This window comes from Vibrio sp. 1874 (genome assembly GCF_033344395.1).
Classification (GTDB): Bacteria; Pseudomonadota; Gammaproteobacteria; order Enterobacterales; family Vibrionaceae; genus Vibrio; species Vibrio alginolyticus.
This window is the reverse complement of record NZ_JAWPOR010000002.1, coordinates 584,167-603,941: the sequence shown is the minus strand read 5'-3', so window position 1 is coordinate 603,941 and position 19,775 is coordinate 584,167. Positions and strand designations below refer to the sequence as shown.

At 46.9% G+C, this 19,775-nt stretch carries 1 protein-coding gene; it reads right to left on the bottom strand.

Annotated features, from left to right (window positions below):
* Nucleotides 1–58: 58 nt before the first annotated feature.
* Nucleotides 59–19,108, bottom strand: coding sequence for a retention module-containing protein (locus R8N46_RS06575; protein ID WP_318098297.1), 19,050 nt, complete (start codon nucleotides 19,106–19,108; stop codon nucleotides 59–61).
* Nucleotides 19,109–19,775: the final 667 nt, after the last annotated feature.

The following is a 19,775-nucleotide window of genomic DNA, read 5'->3' as shown; positions in this document are numbered from 1 at the left end:
TTTCCCGAAAAAAATGGGCGGCTTATCAGAGCCGCCCATTCTTATGTTGTATACAGGTTTATCCGTTATCAATAACACCGTTGTTCAGCAATGACTCTACAATCTCGTTGGAGCTGAGACCGTTGAAGTCGATTGAAGTACCTAAGTTTTCCACGACAATAGTCTGTTGAACATTTGCATCCGTCGTAATGTTCAGAGAAACACTTTCCGTCGATGCATCGTAGTCTGCCGAAATGTGACCAAGCAGATCATCCATGTCGATCATTGAGTTATTGAGATCAGAGATAACTTCACGTAAATCGATACTGTCTTCGTTAACAGTGAAGTCAGTAATGGTATCCACTGCCCCTTCATCAACGGAATCTACCGTCCACTTGAAGATATCGCTGCCGTCTCCACCCGTTAAGATATCTGAGCCTAAGCCACCGATAAGCACGTCATCACCATCACCACCCAGAATAACGTCGTCACCGTCTCCACCAATCAAGTTGGTACCTGTGTCTCCGCCGACTAAATAGCTGTCGTCCACTGCGGTTGACTGGTCAATATCGTCGCTATCACTACTCACATCCAAACTAATTTGGACAGGTGAAGACTGCGCTTCATCGCCATTAGATTCCGTTGATATCGCCGTAAGCGAAATATCGTAAGAACCGACATCAATACCACTGTTAGTATCTGTTGCGACAATTTCTAGCGTATCAATTTCATCGCTTGGTACTGTCCAAGTGGTACCATCGAAGCTAATGCCTGATGGAGAAACGCCACTTGTTACCTCAGCACTAGCTGGTACGCCCGTTAGCTCCAAAGACAGCACCTCGTCAACATCAGTAAGCGCCGCCATGATTCCGACAATCGCTAAACCTTGACTGCTCGCGGTTTGGCTAGCCGCAATTTGACGAATGTAATTAAACTGAGGATTGATACTCAATGTAGGTGCATCAGCTACAGGTGTCACATTGATAGTGAAGTCTTGATTCGCCTCCAATGCGGTACCCGATGCATTTTCGAAGTACACGCCGTTGTCTTCGACTTTCACCGATAAAGTGATTGAAGCTGCGTTGACATCTCCTGCATCCACAAATACACCCTCAGAAGCGTCTGTTGCTCCAAGAACGGAGTTAATATTATCTGGTGTGCCCATTAGGGTTATTTCACCAGCCATCCCCGCCCCAACAGTCACACCACTACCTGCTGGCGGCTCGACACGAAGGTCGCCCTCGGTAACTGTAAGAGTCACGGTCATGCTTTCATTTGCTTGTGCGCCCGCAAAGTCGACGTCACTCACACTAATACCCGTTACTTTCTGGCCATCAGCTTCATTGATCGTATCCGTTACCGACGCTGCAGTGATTTCAGGTGCGTCATTGGTCGCTTCAACATTCAACACTGCTGTGCCCGCGATTGTAATTGGGTCTGGAGCGCCGTTAGTGGTTCCGTCATCTGTGATTTCATAAGTGAAATTAACGTCACCAAAGAAATCTGCTGCGGGTTCAAACGTCCACTCTGTCGCACTCACTTGAGTCAACGTGCCGGAAGTTGGGTCCACTAACGCAACATTATCGACGGTCAAGTTGTCTGACTCAGGATCACTTGCGTTGCTCAGCAACTCAGTAGCCGTAATAGTTACCGAACCACCATCTTCTTCCGTACTACTCAACGTTACCTCTGATGTTACCGGTGCATCGTTCACCTCAGTGACTTCGAAGGTCGCCGTTCCTGACACCGTTTGAGGATCAGAAACACCGTTCGTTGTACCGTTGTCGGTAATGTCGTAGGTCAGATCGACCTTGCCGTTGTAGCCAGGCGCAGGAGTAAATGACCATGTACCTGTTACGTTGTCGAAATCCAATGTGCCGCTGCTTGGGTCAACCAACTGGACATTACTCACCATCAAGGTGTCGTTTTCAATGTCAGAAGCATTCGCTAACAAATCAGCTTGGGTAATTTCAACCGCCGTACTGTCTTCTGCGATATCAGAAAGTACCACTTCAGACGTCGTTGGAGCATCATTGACTTCCGTTACGTTGAACGATGCGCTGCCGTTAACCGATTTAGGATCGGATGCACCACTTGTCGTGCCATCATCTGTAATGGTGTACGTGATTTCAACTGGACCGTTGTAATCTGGTGCTGGGGTAAATTCCCACTCTCCCGTACCACTGTTGAAAGTAATGCTACCCGAATTCGGATCCGTTAACTGAACATTGCTGACCGTGAGGTTATCGTTCTCTACGTCTGTCGCATTCGCAATAAGATCCGCTTCAGAGATGGAGAACACACCACTATCTTCTTCAATATCCGGTAGCGTCACTGGCGTAGTTTCTGGGGTATCATTCACCGCTGTCACTTCAATATTGAAGCTGCTGCTGTTGGTATTTAGGGTGTCATCTACCCCACCAATTACGATACCTTCATTACCTTGGTCATCGACTGTCACGTCCACCTGAACGTCACCAAAGAAGTTCAGGTCTGGATTAAACTCAATCAGACCGTCTGCAATGGCATTGTTTAGATCGGCCACTGTACCTTTCAGTTCAACGGAGTCCGTACCATCACCGCTCACGGTTAGGTTGTAAGTAGCGATGAGCGTTGGATTAAGCTCCAAGATACCGCTGTCGACGTTCACATTGAGTACATATTCAGCATTCGGATCATCGAGTACGGCATCAATATCGGTAATGCTGAAACCATCAAGCAGCATTGGCGTATCTTCTGGTGTTTCCACATCCACGGTATTGACGAACTCTGGACGATCGTTCACTGCTTCAACATCAACAGTGACATCAAACTCCTCTGCGGAGCCCAAGCTTTGACTGCCATCGAGCCCAGTATCAACGGCTTGCACTTTGAAATGCAGCGAACCATCCCATGAGTTATCGTTGCGATCCCCAGAATTAAACACCACTTGATCCAAGTCTTGAGCATTGATTTCTAAGACAAAAATGCCGCCGCCTTGGTCAGTAAACACTGTCCCATCAGGTAATGAAACACTCGCCCCATCAGGGACATTGGAGACCTCAACTCTCAGCGTCTCTGGATCATTTTCCTGGTAGTTTGCACCATCTCCGATGGACTCTTTGTTATCAACCACTAACGCATTTACATTAATAACAATGTCTTCGCCCTCATTACCTGCAGCCGAAGTATCGGGATTCACATCAACATCATCACCAATAGGATTGACAATAAGCGTAAAGTTGTTGTTTCGTTCCGTTGGAACTTGTAGCAACTCCTCTTGAATGAAGACCGTAATACCTATCTCAGCCTCGCCACTAAAGTGTTTTGGCGGTTTAATTTGGATGTCACTCAGGTCAATGGACGTCTGAGTGAGATCTTTTAGTTGAATACTCCATTCGCCCCCACCGTTGTTCTTAACAACATAATCAGAGGAATTGGATTTAACGATAAAGTCATCAGGAAGCCCCGTTAACTTGAGTGAAACGAAACTCTCAGAACCGTCATTATCGTTCAGGCTGATCGAAACACCAGAGCCCGATTGATTCAGCGAAATTAAAGTATCTTCGTCACCAATCACCGTGATTGGCTGCGTCGGATCGGCACCTGTAATGGTAATGTCATCAACGACTGGCGTAACTTCAAATGTGACATCGTCAGTGAAGGTTCTCACATCTATATTATCGCCAGAGTTATTCAAGATAGACTGATCAAACACAGCTTCATCAGTAATTTCTCCCTCGATATTAATCTTGACGGTATTTTGGCCACCACCTACGGGGTAATTTTCTTTTGGCTTAAACAGAACATTGTCAAGCGCACCAGCTAAAATCTCAGCTTCATTAAACTCAATACTGGTTCCTAAGCTGTTACCATTGGCATCAACAAACTCACCTAATGTTGTGTCATCAAGCTCTAACTTGATGTTCGTTAGTGTTTCTCGACCACCTTGAGTGTTGTTAAATTGATCGGCAAAATCAACACTCAATTTAAGTTGGATTAAGCCATCTTCGTAACCAACACCATCCGCCGTGGGAACGTCGTTATTTAGATCAGTTACAGGTTGTTTGTTTGCATCCAAGCCGAAAGTACCAACGATATCTACTTTTACATTCGGTGTGACATCGCTATCCAACGGCTGATCCCCGGCTGAACTCGGAACGTCTGCAACCGGTAAAACCTGAACTGGAAACTGGACATTATTTTCTTTTTCATCACCGGACTCAGTGTCTTTAGTGACAAACCGAATTGGTAATTCGAAATCACCTGCGTAATCTTCTGCCAAGTGCATCGTCAAGCCATCAAGGCCAGTAATATTTCCACTCGCATCGATATGGGCTTGGAACACGTATTTACCATTGACAAAATCAACATCCGTCCCCGTGATCACCAAACCAGGAGGAATGCCAGGAGCTGTCGGGTCGACGATAATAGTTAAGACATCTTCCACACCATCTGCATTAATCGCATCGACTTTCGACGTCAACTGAGCACCAAGGTTAATAGAATTGTCTTCCAACGCTTGAATTTGGACATCATCAGCCACCTGAATCTCTGCCGCTACACTCATTTTCGGTGTGAGGACGGTTGGAAACTCTAGTGTCACATCCGTTTGACGCACGACCGTCGCATCTTTTTCGTTGCCCAAATCTTCGCCCAAATCATTTACTTCTGCGTAAATGGTTAAGCCAATTTGAGAGAGACCACCGTTATCGCCATCGTCACTGTCATCGTTTGGTGTTAAATCAAGTCCAGACGGCGCTTTAATTGAGAAGTTGTCTTCATTGGTTACTGTCCAACGACCTCCACCTTCATTTAGTGCACCGACGATAACCAATTGGTTGAGGATCTCAGGGTCCACATTGTGAAATTGAACAACAAGTTGAGTCACCACTTCATCTGAAGACGCATCAAACTCTTGGTATTTAATGATATGAGCGCCAGATTCGCCCCCCATAGAAGTGTTGATCGTAAAGTCAATGTTACCTTGATCATCTGACTTCACGATATCGGTAGCACCACCACCACTTTCAGTGACAAGCAGACGGGTTTGGTCATCTATTGCCCCCGTATTATCCTCTGGCTCAACGATTGGATTAACTTGGACATTCACCGTACCATTGATGGTTTTCTCAGCGATACCTTCACCGGGATTCGAAGCGTCAACATATTCATGGTCAATCTCTTTCACAGTGACGGTCGTGGTCAAGTCAAAGTCAGTACTTGAATCCTGCTCCAACTGGACTTGAACATAGCCACTTTGAGAGATTTTAGCGGAAAAATCTTGCTCTGATTCACCAGCTTGCGGTGAAAGCGTTAGTGTTCCAGAAACAAGCGCTTGTGCCACACCATCTACATAGACCGTGCTGCCTGGAGGAAATCCAGAGATGGTTACATCACTAAAGAATTCATCGGTATCAGGGCTTTGTACGAGCGTCGGTTTCCAATCGATGTCAAAGCGCGTATCTTCATCTCCCTCCGATCGAACAACGTAGTTATCTTGAGCGTCAATAACGGGTTCGACCTTGATCCTTACCTCTCTTTCAATCACACGACTATGACCATCATTTTCGGTAACAATGATCGTCCCTGTAATCGCAATGTTTTCGGTTGAAGAGGCTTCTGGAATAATTTGAATACCGGAATTAAAATTCAGCCCAGTGATGTTTGCTTCGTAAATCGGTTGACCGTTACCATCATAGCCAACAAAGGTGAGGTCAACGCTTGAACCGTCTGAATCTACGACACGAACACCGTCGGGGATGTTGGACAGGATAACAGTAATGGCTTCTGAATCATCCAGAGGTCTATCGGCAACTTCACCTGATACAACCGAGAAGTTGAGGTTTACAACACCATTCTCTTCAATAGTCGTCTCTATCCCGGCCACATCTCCGTCTACGAATCGGTTCCAAACGTTCCCCGCGTCAATTAATACCGTGTCTGGTATGTCAGCAACACCTTTTACACCAACGATGACAGTCTTACTGCCCAGTGACAACACATCTTCTGTCGTACCGGTAGACAATGATGCTGTGTCTTTCACAATGCCTTCGACATTGAAAGTAAAGTCATCATTGCTGTGCAACGGAGGAAGAACTTCGACGTTCGCTAATTCAGACTCTGGCACTTCGTAATAGAGTACATTGCCGCCTGAGTCGGTCACTTCTACTATCTGACTTGGGTTTGCTGAGTCCAACCACACCAAAGTAACCCCATCAATTGAGAAGTTAGAAATGCGCACAAATAACGCTTCAGAACCATCTAAGTCCGCTGATGGTTTCATGGTGATCACTTCACTTAATTGGAGTGGGTCGTGATCAGTGACAGGGTCTACCGTATTTTGAGTTCGAGCATTATCCTCAAACACATTAATTCGGTTTACAGTAAAACTACCTTTATCCGCAACTGGGTTTACATCAATAATGATGGTTTCGGTTTCTGAGCGAGCGGTATCTTTCCCAAGCAGTGGATTGTTGTTTTCCGTCGTAATAGCGGTGACATCAATTCTGATTTCGCCCGAGAAGTTATCTATCGGATCAACTTGAACTTCATCAATTCGGCTTGCATCCACCAGATAAACACCACTGGATTTTGGTATCGCACTACCATCTGAATAGACTAACTCTGCGTTACCTTCTCCTTGTGTAAAGACAAGCTCGTACACAATGCCTTCAGGGTTACTAGTGTCTTGGGTTTCAGCCGTGATGTTAAGTGCGACATTGTTTCCATCTTCATCAACCGAGTAGTTAAATTCACTGTTTGCCGTCCACGTTGCAATATCTGCAACGGCAGCAACTTCAATGTCTAAACGACCATTAATCGTATGATCTGGCGTACCATTGTTAAGAATTTCCACGCGGATACGAGGATCGATACCAGAAGCATCGGTTGATGTATGACGATCTGGTACGAAGTACAAGTTATCTAGCGAGACAAGCTCACCATTGAATGACTGCTCAACATTTGATGCGTCGAGAACAACCGTATTGCCCACAGATGTTAATTCAATGTAGTTGCCACTGCCGTCTCGGTAGTAGAACGTACCGTTGTGAGTATCAGCATCTCGAATAGTGATGTCACCTAAGCTCTCGTTACGGTCGATATCATGTAAATTGATAACCAAGTCGACTTTCGCAGGGCTAACATCCAGCGTCGACAAGTTGTCCTGAGTATTTGCAGAGTCAACGCCCACAACGACACCATCACGCCCTTGGTCTTCGAACGCAGTAACGGTAGACGTGTCAATTTGCGCATTGCGGTCTCTTATCGAGATATCCACATCGGCATCTGCGATATCGCCATCACCATCGGTTGCCACAACGTTGATGGTGAAATCAATCGAGTCGGTTTCGGTATGGTCAAGATCGTCATTCGGACGGAATGACACACTGCCATCGGTTCGAACAACCAAACGACCGATTTCAGTATCCACTCCGTCAAGAACCTTGTGAACAAATACGACTTGGTCGCTGCCGTTCAAATCGACAGAATCAGAATCAACACCGTTTTGCTTAAAGTAAATGCCTGAATCATCAGCCGAGAATGAAGTCACTTGTGCGCCGTCAGCACCAAGGTCATCATCCCCCTCTACAGGGTCTCGGAATAAACGAACCGTGCGACTGCCTTGTCCCTCAACACGCGAAATAGATGCATCGTGCAAGGTTGGAACATCATCGGTAATCGTCACTGGTAAGTTAATACCTGCCATATCACCATCGACATCGGTCGCAAAGACTGGGAGATCAAGTATGAGTGTATCTTCGCCTTGAGTTGAGTGATCTAGCGCACCCTCAAGCGTAAACTTGTAAGAGCCGTCAGCGTTCAAAACTAGCGTGAACACTGAGTTACCATCAGGTGTTTGACCTTGATAAGTAAAGTTGTTGTTGCTTACCGCGGTTTGAACTAACGTCACCGCAAGACCACCTGAAGTGACTCCTGGTATCGGGTTAGAAGTAAGATCCAGCTGATAAGAGACAACGGTATCTGCCCCTTCCACCGTATCGAAATTGCCCGTTGCTTCTAGGCTGTCTTTGTTGGTTGCCTGAGAGCCGTTGGCAAGGTCATCCTCATCAACCGCCAAAGCATCTGCTGATTTAATTTCGGGAATGTCATCAACTACGGTAATTGGAAGATTCAGTGATGATGACGTGTCACCATCAAAGTCTGTTACTGTAATTGGAATATCAATGACAAGGTTGTTTTCACCTTGAACAGCGTCATGGTCGATTGGTCCCAACAGCTCAAATTGGTAGCTGTCATTATTCGCATCAAGAGACAGCGTGAAGATCTTAGTTGATGTGCCAGTAATAACCGCTTCGTAACTGGTTACTCCACCATTCGTGCCTACTAGATTCAACTCGATGCTGCTGCCGTTCGACGTTAAACCAGACACGACTGCATCGAGGTCTGAAACTTGGTAGCTGACAATCTTGTCTGCACCAGCAACGACCTCAAATCCGCCGTTCAATACCGTAGAATCATTACTTGTCGTGTCAGAGCCACCGGAAAGATCATCTTCATCAACGGTTTGTTGGCTAGAGTCTGTCACTTTCACAATAGCTGGAACATCGTCCACCACGGTGATCGGCAAGGTGATGTTATTGGACACATCGCCATCAAAATCAGTCGCGTTGACTGGGAAGTTGATGACTAACGAGTTTTCATCGTTACCCGCAGGATGATCAAGTGCACCTAATAGTTCAAACTCATAACTGTCAGCTGAGCCATTTAGCGTCAGTTTAAAGACGGTATCCGTCGTACCTTGTACGTAAGCCCGGTACTCAATCACACCATTTGAATTTGAAAACTCAACCAACTCAAGCGGTTGACCACCTGAGGTAAGTCCAGAAACAGGCGACGTTAAGCTATCCAACTGGAAGCTAACGATAGAGTCGGCACCATCAGTAACTTCAAAGTTGCCACCAATGATATTGGATTCTGGCGTGTCGTCCGAACCTTGGCTTGGAATATCATCCTCATCCACAGACAAGGTACTACCAGAGCTAATAGCATCAATGGTTGGTTTGTCATCTACGATCGTAACTGGCAAGGTCGCAGTGATGGTATCGTTGTCGCCATCTGTAATCTTCACAGGTAGATTCAACAAAATCTCATCAGAGTTAACCGCGTGATCTAACTGACCAGATAACTCAAAGTCGTATTTACCATCTTGATGAAGTGTCAACGTGAAGACCGTCACTCCACCCGGAGTTTGTCCCACGTAAACAAGCGCGTCAGCAGTTGAAGCGCCAACGTCTTGAGAAAGTGTTACCTCTTCTCCACCCGATTTCAGGTTCGGAATAGGATTTGAGCTCAGATCCAATTCGAAAGCATCAATACCATCTGCGCTAGTGACTTCGAATTCACCTGATACCGTTAACGGCTCTTTAGTGCCATCAGAACCAAGAGGTAAGTCATCTTCGTCGACACGTAGACTTTCAATATTGGTAACAACTGGAACATCGTCCACAACGGTAATTGGCAATGTGAAGGCTGGTGAAGTATCACCATCATTATCTGTCGCCGTCACAGGGAGGTTAATAACAATCTCGTTTTGCTGATTACCATCTGGATGATCAAGCGGCTTCTGTAAATCGAACTCGTAGGTGTTGTTCGTTGCATCCAACGTCAGTTCGAAAACCACTTCAGCAGGATTGCCAGCGACACCTTGGTATACGTTCACGCCGTTTGCGCTAGAAGACAGAACTAAGGTGATAGCGTCACCATCTGAAGTCAGTGACGCAACTGGCGTGGTCAGGTCACTCAGCTGAATAGAAGCAACTTGGTCAGCACCTTCGGTGATATCAAAAGTACCTGAAATAACAGTATCTTCTGCACTTGCAGCATCCGTACCTGCTGGTAGGTCATCTTCATCAACGGTTTGTTCGCTGCCTGCTAGCAAACCATCAATGGTCGGAACATCATCCACAACCGTAATTGGTAAGGTGATGTTGTTCGACACGTCTCCATCAAAGTCAGTCGCGTTTATCGGTAAATTTATGATCAGTTCATTCTGGCCATCAGCATTTGGATGATCGAGACGAGCGAGCAAATCGAACGTGTAGCTGTCATCAGAGGCATCGAGGGTTACACGGAATACTGGTGTCGTCGTGCCATCAATACGAGCTTCGTAAACTGAAACGCCACCTGCGTTTGATACTTCAACCATAACCAGAGATTGACCACCAGAGGTCAGGCCTTGTACTGGCGTCGTTAGGTCAGAAACGCTGTACTCGACAATGCCATCAGAACCATCAGTCGCGATGAAGTTACCGGCAATGCTGTTCGACTGTGTACCATCAGATCCGATTGTTGGGATATCGTCCTCATCAACCGTTTGCACACTTGTTGCTTCGATTCCACCAAGTGTCGGCTTGTCATCAACGATCTTGACAGGAATTGTCTCAGCAGAGGTATCGCCATCAAAGTCTGTTGCGATGATTGGGAAGTTGAGCGTTAACTCATCACTATCAACAGCATGATCGATTGGGCCTTCAAGCGTGAAGTTATAAGAGCCATCAGTGTTCACTGTCAGTGTAAAGACCGACTCGGTGCCTGCTGTTGCTTGATAGGTAAAGCTGCCGTCGCCATTTGCGGTTTCAGCCAATGTGACTGCCACGCCTTGTGATGTGAGTCCAGCCACTGGTGTTGCTGAAGCATCAAGCAGATAGCTCACTACTCGGTCAGAGCCTTGTGTGGTGGTGAAGTTGCCATCGATTGAAATCGGGCCAGTCTGATCCGAACCAATCGTGCCTAAGTCATCTTCGTCAACGGTAATTGCATCGACATCGGTAATGGTTGGCTTATCATCCACGATGGTGACTGGGATCGTTTCTGTGGTGGTATCACCATCAAAGTCCGTCGCGATGATTGGGAAGTTCAGTGTCAGCTCATCACTACCCGTCGCATGGTCGATTGGACCTTGCAGCGTGAAGTTGTATGAACCATCCGTATTAACGGTCAGCGTAAATACTGCTTCAGTTCCTGCTGTCGCTTCATAAGTGTAGCTACCGTCGCCGTTTGCAGTTTCCGTCAGCGTGACGGCCACACCTTGTGATGTCAGACCATCAACTGGTGTTGCAGCAGTATCTAATTGGTAGCTCACTACCCCATCAGAGCCTTGCGTTGTAGTGAAGTTGCCATCGATTGAAATTGGATCTGAGCCATCAGAGCCAATCGTCGCTAGGTCATCTTCATCCACACGGATTGCGTCTACATCAGTGATGGTTGGTTTATCATCAACGATGGTGACAGGTAGTGTTTCCGTCGACGTGTCGCCATCAAAATCTGTTGCGATAATCGGGAAGTCGATTTGTAGACTGTCACTATTCACCGCATGGTCTAGTGGGCCTTGCAGAGTAAAGGTGTAGCTGCCATCTGGCTTCACAACCAATTCAAATACGGCATTGCCATCTGCTGTGGCAGTGTAAGTAAAGCTGCCATCACCATTTGTTGTCTCAGTAAGCACGACAGGCTCACCATGAGAGGTCAACCCTGCTACTGGATCTGCGGTTGCATCAAGCTGGTATTTAACAACACTGTCCGAGCCTTCAGTTGTGGTGAAAGAGCCCGACATAAACGCATCATCGTTTTGGTCTGAGCCAATTGAGGCAAGGTCATCTTCGTCTACTGTTAGTGGGACAACGTTATCGATGGTTGGAACGTCATCAGTAATCGTGACTGGAATAGTCGCGGTTGTCGTATCGCCATCAAAGTCTGTTGCAATGATTGGGAAGTTCAGAACCAATTCATCGCTGTTTAACGCGTGATCGACCGGCCCTTCCAGACGGAAATTGTATGTGCCATCAGCATTAACATTCATGGTGAAGACCGGATTGCCATCCGCGGTAGCCACGTAAGTGAAGCTGCCATCAGCATTCGCATTCTCTACCAAAGTAACAGGCTCACCGTGAGAAGTTAAACCTGCGACAGGATCAGCCGTTGAATCAAGTTGGTAGCTCACTACACGGTCTGAACCTTGGGTAGTGGTGAACGCGCCTTCAACAAACACAGCGTCACTTTGGTCTGAGCCAATACCTGATAAATCATCTTCGTCTACAGCCAGAGGCACAACATTATCGATGATTGGCGCATCATCCGTAATGGTGACTGGAATGGTTGCCGTGGTCGTATCACCATCAAAATCGGTGGCAATAATTGGGAAATCAATCGTCAGGCTGTCGCTGTTAGCGGCATGGTCAATCGGGCCTTGCAGCGTAAAGTCGTACGTACCATCTGTTGCGACATTCAACGTGAAGACAGGATTACCGTCAGCGGTCGCCACATAGGTAAAGCTGCCGTCGCCATTCGCGGTTTCCACCAAGGTAATCGCCTCACCTTGAGATGTCAGACCCGCAACAGGATCAGCGGTTGAATCCAGTTGATAGCTCACCACTCGGTCAGAGCCTTGTGTGGTAGTAAACGCGCCTTCAACGAACACAGCGTCAGTTTGGTCTGAGCCCACGCCGCTAAGGTCATCTTCATCGACACTCAACGCATCCACCGCTGTGATGGTCGGTACATCATCAACAATCGTGACTGGAATGGTTTCAGTAACGGTGTCGCCATCGAAGTCGGTTGCGATAATTGGGAAGTTGAGTGTCAGCTCATCACTATCAACCGCGTGATCAATTGGCCCTTCTAGCGTGAAGTTATAAGAGCCATCAGTATTCACTGTCAGCGTAAAGACCGCTTCAGAGCCCGCTGTTGCTTCGTAGGTAAAACTGCCATCACCATTTGCAGTTTCTGTTAGCGTGACAGCCACACCTTGCGAGGTTAAACCGTCAACTGGTGTTGATGTGCCATCGAGTTGGTAGCTCACCACTCGGTCTGAACCTTGCGTGGTGGTGAAGTTACCATCAATAGAAATCGGGTTGCTTTGGTCTGAGCCAATTGACGCTAGATCATCTTCATCAACCGTAATGGAATCCACGTCAGTAATAACTGGCTTATCGTCTACGATCGTCACTGGGATAGTGGCATTTGTGGTGTCGCCATCAAAGTCGGTCGCGATGATTGGGAAGTTCAGTATCAACTCATCACTATCTACTGCGTGGTCGATTGGACCTTCAAGCGTGAAGTTATAGCTACCATCAGTATTCACTGTCAGCGTAAAGACCGCTTCAGTACCCGCTGTCGCCTCGTAAGTGAAGCTTCCATCACCGTTTGCGGTTTCAGTCAGCGTGACGGCCGCACCTTGTGATGTGAGTCCAGCCACTGGTGTTGCAGACGCGTCAAGCTGATAGCTCACCACTCGGTCAGAGCCTTGTGTGGTAGTGAAGTTGCCATCGATTGAAATCGGGTCAGTCTGATCCGAACCAATCGTGCCTAAATCATCTTCATCAACGGTAATCGCATCGACATCAGTAATGGTTGGCTTATCATCCACGATGGTGACTGGGATCGTTTCTGTGGTGGTATCACCATCAAAGTCCGTCGCGATGATTGGGAAGTTCAGTGTCAGCTCATCACTACCCGTCGCATGGTCGATTGGACCTTGCAGCGTGAAGTTGTATGAACCATCCGTATTAACGGTCAGCGTAAATACTGCTTCAGTTCCTGCTGTCGCTTCATAAGTGTAGCTACCGTCGCCGTTTGCAGTTTCCGTCAGCGTGACGGCCACACCTTGTGATGTCAGACCATCAACTGGTGTTGCAGCAGTATCTAATTGGTAGCTCACTACCCCATCAGAACCTTGCGTTGTAGTGAAGTTGCCATCGATTGAAATTGGATCTGAGCTGTCAGAGCCAATCGTCGCTAAGTCATCTTCATCCACATGGATTGCGTCTACGTCAGTGATGGTTGGTTTATCATCAACGATGGTGACAGGTAGTGTTTCTGTCGACGTATCGCCATCAAAGTCTGTTGCGATAATCGGGAAGTCGATTTGCAGGCTGTCGCTATTCACCGCATGGTCTAGTGGACCCTGCAGAGTAAAGGTGTAGCTGCCATCTGGCTTCACCACCAATTCAAATACGTCATTGCCATTTGCTGTGGCAGTGTAAGTAAAGCTGCCATCACCATTTGCTGTCTCTGCAAGCACAACAGGCTCACCATGAGAGGTTAACCCTGATACTGGATCTGCCGTTGCATCAAGCTGGTATTTAACAACGCTGTCTGAGCCTTCAGTTGTGCTGAAAGAGCCCGACATAAACGCATCATCGTTTTGGTCTGAGCCAATTGTTGCGAGATCATCTTCGTCTACTGTCAGTGGAACAACGTTATTAATGGTTGGAACGTCATCAGTAATCGTGACTGGAATGGTCGCGGTCGTCGTATCGCCATCAAAGTCTGTTGCAATGATTGGGAAGTTCAGTACTAGCTCATCGCTGTTTAACGCATGATCGATTGGACCTTCTAGACGGAAGCTGTATGTACCGTCTGCATTCACGTTCATGGTGAAAACCGGATTGCCATCCGCGGTAGCCACGTAAGTAAAGCTGCCATCGGCATTCGCCGTCTCTACCAAAGTAACAGGCTCACCTTGAGAAGTTAAACCTGCGACAGGATCAGAAGTTGAATCAAGTTGGTAGCTCACCACACGGTCTGAACCTTGGGTGGTCGTAAACGCGCCTTCAACAAACACAGCGTCGCTTTGGTCTGAACCAATGCCTGATAAATCATCTTCGTCTACAGCCAGAGGCACAACATTATCGATGATTGGTGCATCATCCGTAATGGTGACTGGAATGGTCGCCGAAGTCGTATCACCATCAAAATCGGTGGCAATAATTGGGAAATCAATCGTCAGGCTGTCGCTGTTAGCTGCATGGTCAATCGGGCCTTGCAGCGTAAAGTCGTAAGTACCATCTGCTGCTACATTCAACGTGAAGACAGGATTGCCATCTGCGGTCGCAACATAAGTAAAGCTGCCGTCGCCATTCGCGGTTTCCACCAAGGTAATCGCCTCACCTTGAGACGTTAGCCCCGCAACAGGATCAGCCGTTGAATCCAGTTGATAGCTCACCACTCGGTCAGAGCCTTGAATAGTGGTAAACGCGCCTTCAACGAACACAGCGTCAGTTTGGTCTGAGCCCACGCCGCTAAGGTCATCTTCATCGACACTCAACGCATCCACCGCTGTGATGGTCGGTACATCATCAACAATCGTGACTGGAATGGTTTCAGTAACGGTGTCGCCATCGAAGTCGGTTGCGATAATTGGGAAGTTGAGTGTCAGCTCATCACTATCCACCGCGTGATCAATTGGCCCTTCTAGCGTGAAGTTGTAAGAGCCATCAGTATCTACTGTCAGAGTAAATACTGGGTTGCCACCCGCAGTCGCTTCATAAGTGAAACTACCATCACCATTTGCGGTTTCTATCAGTGTGACAGCCACGCCTTGCGATGTTAAACCGTCCACTGGTGTTGCTGAAGCATCGAGTTGGTAGCTCACCACTCGGTCAGAGCCTTGTGTGGTAGTAAAGTTGCCATCAATAGAAATTGGATTGCTTTGGTCTGAGCCAATTGACGCTAGATCATCTTCATCAACCGTAATGGTGTCGACGTCGGTAATCACAGGCTTATCGTCCACGATTGTCACTGGGATAATGGCATTTGTGGTGTCGCCATCAAAGTCTGTTGCGATGATTGGGAAGTTGAGTGTCAGCTCATCGCTATCTACCGCGTGGTCGATTGGACCTTCAAGCGTGAAGTTATAGCTACCATCAGTATTCACCGTCAGCGTAAAGACCGCTTCACTACCCGCTGTCGCCTCGTAAGTAAAGCTGCCATCACCGTTTGCGGTTTCAGTCAGCGTAACTGCCACGCCTTGCGATGTTAAACCGTCCACTGGTGTTGCTGAAGCATCGAGTTGGTAGCTCACCACTCGGTCAGAGCCTTGTGTGGTAGTAAAGTTGCCATCAATAGAAATTGGATTGCTTTGGTCTGAGCCAATTGACGCTAGATCATCTTCATCAACCGTAATGGTGTCGACGTCGGTAATCACAGGCTTATCGTCCACGATTGTCACTGGGATAATGGCATTTGTGGTGTCGCCATCAAAGTCTGTTGCGATGATTGGGAAGTTGAGTGTCAGCTCATCGCTATCTACCGCGTGGTCGATTGGACCTTCAAGCGTGAAGTTATAGCTACCATCAGTATTCACCGTCAGCGTAAAGACCGCTTCACTACCCGCTGTCGCCTCGTAAGTAAAGCTGCCATCACCGTTTGCGGTTTCAGTCAGCGTAACTGCCACGCCTTGTGATGTAAGGCCGTCAACTGGTGTTGCAGAAGCATCGAGCTGATAGCTCACTACTCGGTCCGAGCCTTGTGTGGTGGTGAAGTTGCCATCGATTGAAATCGGGTCAGTCTGATCTGACCCAATCGTGCCTAAGTCATCTTCATCAACGGTAATCGCATCGACGTCGGTAATGGTCGGCTTATCATCCACGATGGTAACAGGCAATACGATTTGGCTTGTGTCACCATCGAAATCAGTAGCAATAACATTAAAATCGAGGGTTAAGCTGTCGCTATTTGCCGCATGGTCGATTGGACCTTGCAGCTCAAAACTGTACGAGCCGTCGGTATTCAAAATTAATGTGAAAACTGCGCTGCCATTTGCCGTTGCGCTGTAGGTGTAACTGCCGTCTGCATTTTGCGTTTCGGCAATGGAGACGGTCTGACCTTGAGATTGCAGGCCTTTTAAAGGATCAGCGTTTACATCCAACTGATACTGTACGACGCCATCAGAACCCTGAGTCGTCGTGAACTGACCTTCAACCAGCGTTGGCTGTGATTGGTCAGAGCCTACCGAACTCAAGTCATCCTCATCGACGGTAAGAGCAACAACGTTGTTAATGGTTGGCACATCATCAGCAATGGTAACCGGTAGAACAAGTGAACTGGTGTCACCGTCAAAGTCCGTTGCGACAATATTGAAGTCTAGAGTTAAGCTATCACTACCCGCAGCATGATCGATTGGACCTTCAAGGGTAAATGAATAAGAACCGTCAGGGTTCACTTGTAAGGTGAAGATAGCATCCCCTTCAGCTGTTGCAGAATAGGTAAAGCTGCCATCTGAATTGGTTGTTTCCGTCAGAGAGATAGATCGACCCTGTGATTCCAACCCATTGAGTGGATCAGTGCCGCTCTCTAATTGATAACTTACGACACGGTCTGAGCCCTGAGTCGTCGTGAAGTTGCCTTGCGCGAGCACAGAGTCGCTTTGATCGGAGCCTATGCTTGATAAATCGTCTTCATCGACGGCTAGAGCCTCAACGCCATCAATCGTAGGAACGTCATCTTGAACTTGAATGACAATTTGCGCTGCTTCTGGTGTGTTCGAGCCGTCGGTAATCGAGGAGCGGTCACCATCCGCATCTACCGCGTAAACTGGCAGTGAGAAAGTGAGCGAGTCATCGTTAGCACCCGTATGGTCAAGTTGTTCATACAAGTTGAATTGGTATTCGCCCAATGCAGGTGCATCAATCGCCACATCAAATACGGTAATACGCACACCATCCAGCTCGATGAAGCCTTCGTAAGTACGTACGCCGTTACTCTCGGACGCTAGTTCTAGTTGAACAACCTGCCCTTGAGATTGGAGTTCTCCACCAACATTGAACTCTGTAGGTTCCAACTCATAGTGATCAATGATGTCACTTCCGACCGCTGTCGTGATCGACCCAGTACCACTTGTTACTGCCGCGCCTTCCTGTGAACCTTGGTCAACCCCCGCCTCGTCTAAAGACAAGCCCGTCACGTTCTCAATCACTGGATTATCGCCATCGAGGATGGTCATCGTAAAGGTGTTGCTTGCCGTATCTTGGTCGAAATCGACGATTGTGGTTGGCAAAGAGAGCTCAATCGTATCTTCACCGTTTGTTTGTTCTAACGGCTTAAATTGCTCAAATTGGTAGGTACCATCAGTATTCAAACTGATGGTTAAGACGGTTTCATTCGAGCCCGCAATGGACAAGGTGATAGTACTGCCGTCTTCAGAGAGTACCGCTTCTGTCGCCTGATTATCACTCAGTAGGCCATCGAACTGACTAAGTCCTTCTTGATTAAACGTGACCGTTGCCAATTGATCACTACCAATATCAACAAAAGTGCCAGTCATTGGTGTAGAAGAAGATTCAACGTTTTCAAAAGTAACGTTCTGCGGCGCAGGATCATCGCCATCAATAACGGTTGTCGTAAAATCGATAGGCGCTTGAATGCTATTACCACCAATATCTGCGCCTGTAATGTCAAAAGCGATATTGATTTGATCACCGACGATAGATACTTGGCCATCAGCGATGGACGCCACATGGTCAATACCCTGGCTAATCGTGGTAACGACCTCTAACTCTAAATCACGGCCTAAAGATGTCGCTTCGATCTCGATACGAAGCACTTCGTTACCACCTTGAGTGCCGATAATGGCATTTTGCGCTTCGTCGTAAACGAACGCTACTGGCTGACCACCAGAGGTAATGTCACTGTTTAACTCGGTTAACAAAGACTCTAATGAGGACGTTTCAGGCACAAATGAAGCAGTATCAAGTGCGAGATCCCCTGCTTCAACCAGCACACTAGAAGAAATGGTTTGCGGGTAGCTAGATAGAGAAATTGAGCCTTCTGTTACGCTAGATTGCAGTGACTGCCCACCATCAGCAAAGATCGTGACATTCAAACCGTCATCTTCGTCGCGATCATCTTCTCCGCTGCGAGTCGCAGACGTTTCAAAAAAAGTAGACGCGAGTACTTCCGGGTTATTATATTCAACCGTCACGTAGCCAGCATTAGCCGAGCCTTCAGCACCTGCGCCAGCAGCTGTTGCTTCTAAGATAGCGGTAGGGTCAGCTCCGTCTAAAATAGCTTGCTGGATAGCGGCAATATCGTTGGCGTCGAAGTCAGCACTTCCAATAGCCGTTGGGTCAAAAGTCACCAAGCCATTAACTGGAGATTGTACCAATACTGGTTCTAACGGTTCAGAAGAAGGCACAGGAAGACAAGCAACACAATTTGCATCGACCAGATAAAGCTCATTATTTATCTGTACGTCGAGAGAAGCATTATTTTCTGTGATAATAATCTCGCCAGGTCTTAACTCATCCCCCGCTTTTATGACCTTAACGTTTCCATCCAGGCCCAAAACCAAAACTTCACCTTTGACAGCATTTACAATCGCGCTCTGCGGTACCGTGTGCGTACTCATCTGACCTCCGCTAATGGCTTACGTTTCCCATTAACCTTTTTAGATAATTTCTTATTAATTTAGTGCGGCATACTGCACACCTTTATGCGATTAAACTAAGTATTGAATCATTAAACAATCGATAAATACCCTACTACCGAGCAACATAAGTAAAACTTACTCGTAGTCACAGAAATGTGACACATGTGCTGACGCGTAGATATCGAATAATTATATGAAATTGATACCTTATTCTAATTAAGTGTAGTTGTTTTAAGAAAAGAAGAAAGATGAAATCATTCAGCTAAACGCCAGACTGCCGGTTGCGATCAATGATGGAAGAAAAGCAATGAGAATGTTGTATACACCGGAGCGTGATGACAGCTTAATCAATATCGGTGACGAAAAAAACGTAACGATTAAATATTGAACAACATAAATTGCAGGACAAAATGCAACGATAAAAATGTGGCTTACGATATGAATCCCCGCACACCACGAGTTCGGTTTTGTTCTGATATACAACAAAAAAAACACGACCAAGCTAATAATAAAATACATAAACACAGCACTTGAAAATAATTATCATTTTCAATCATATGTAAATATTCCCTTACTTTCAATGGTGTTTGAGCTATTAATGTCATCGTTATTATCAATCAACACAATAAGTAAAATTATCAGTAAT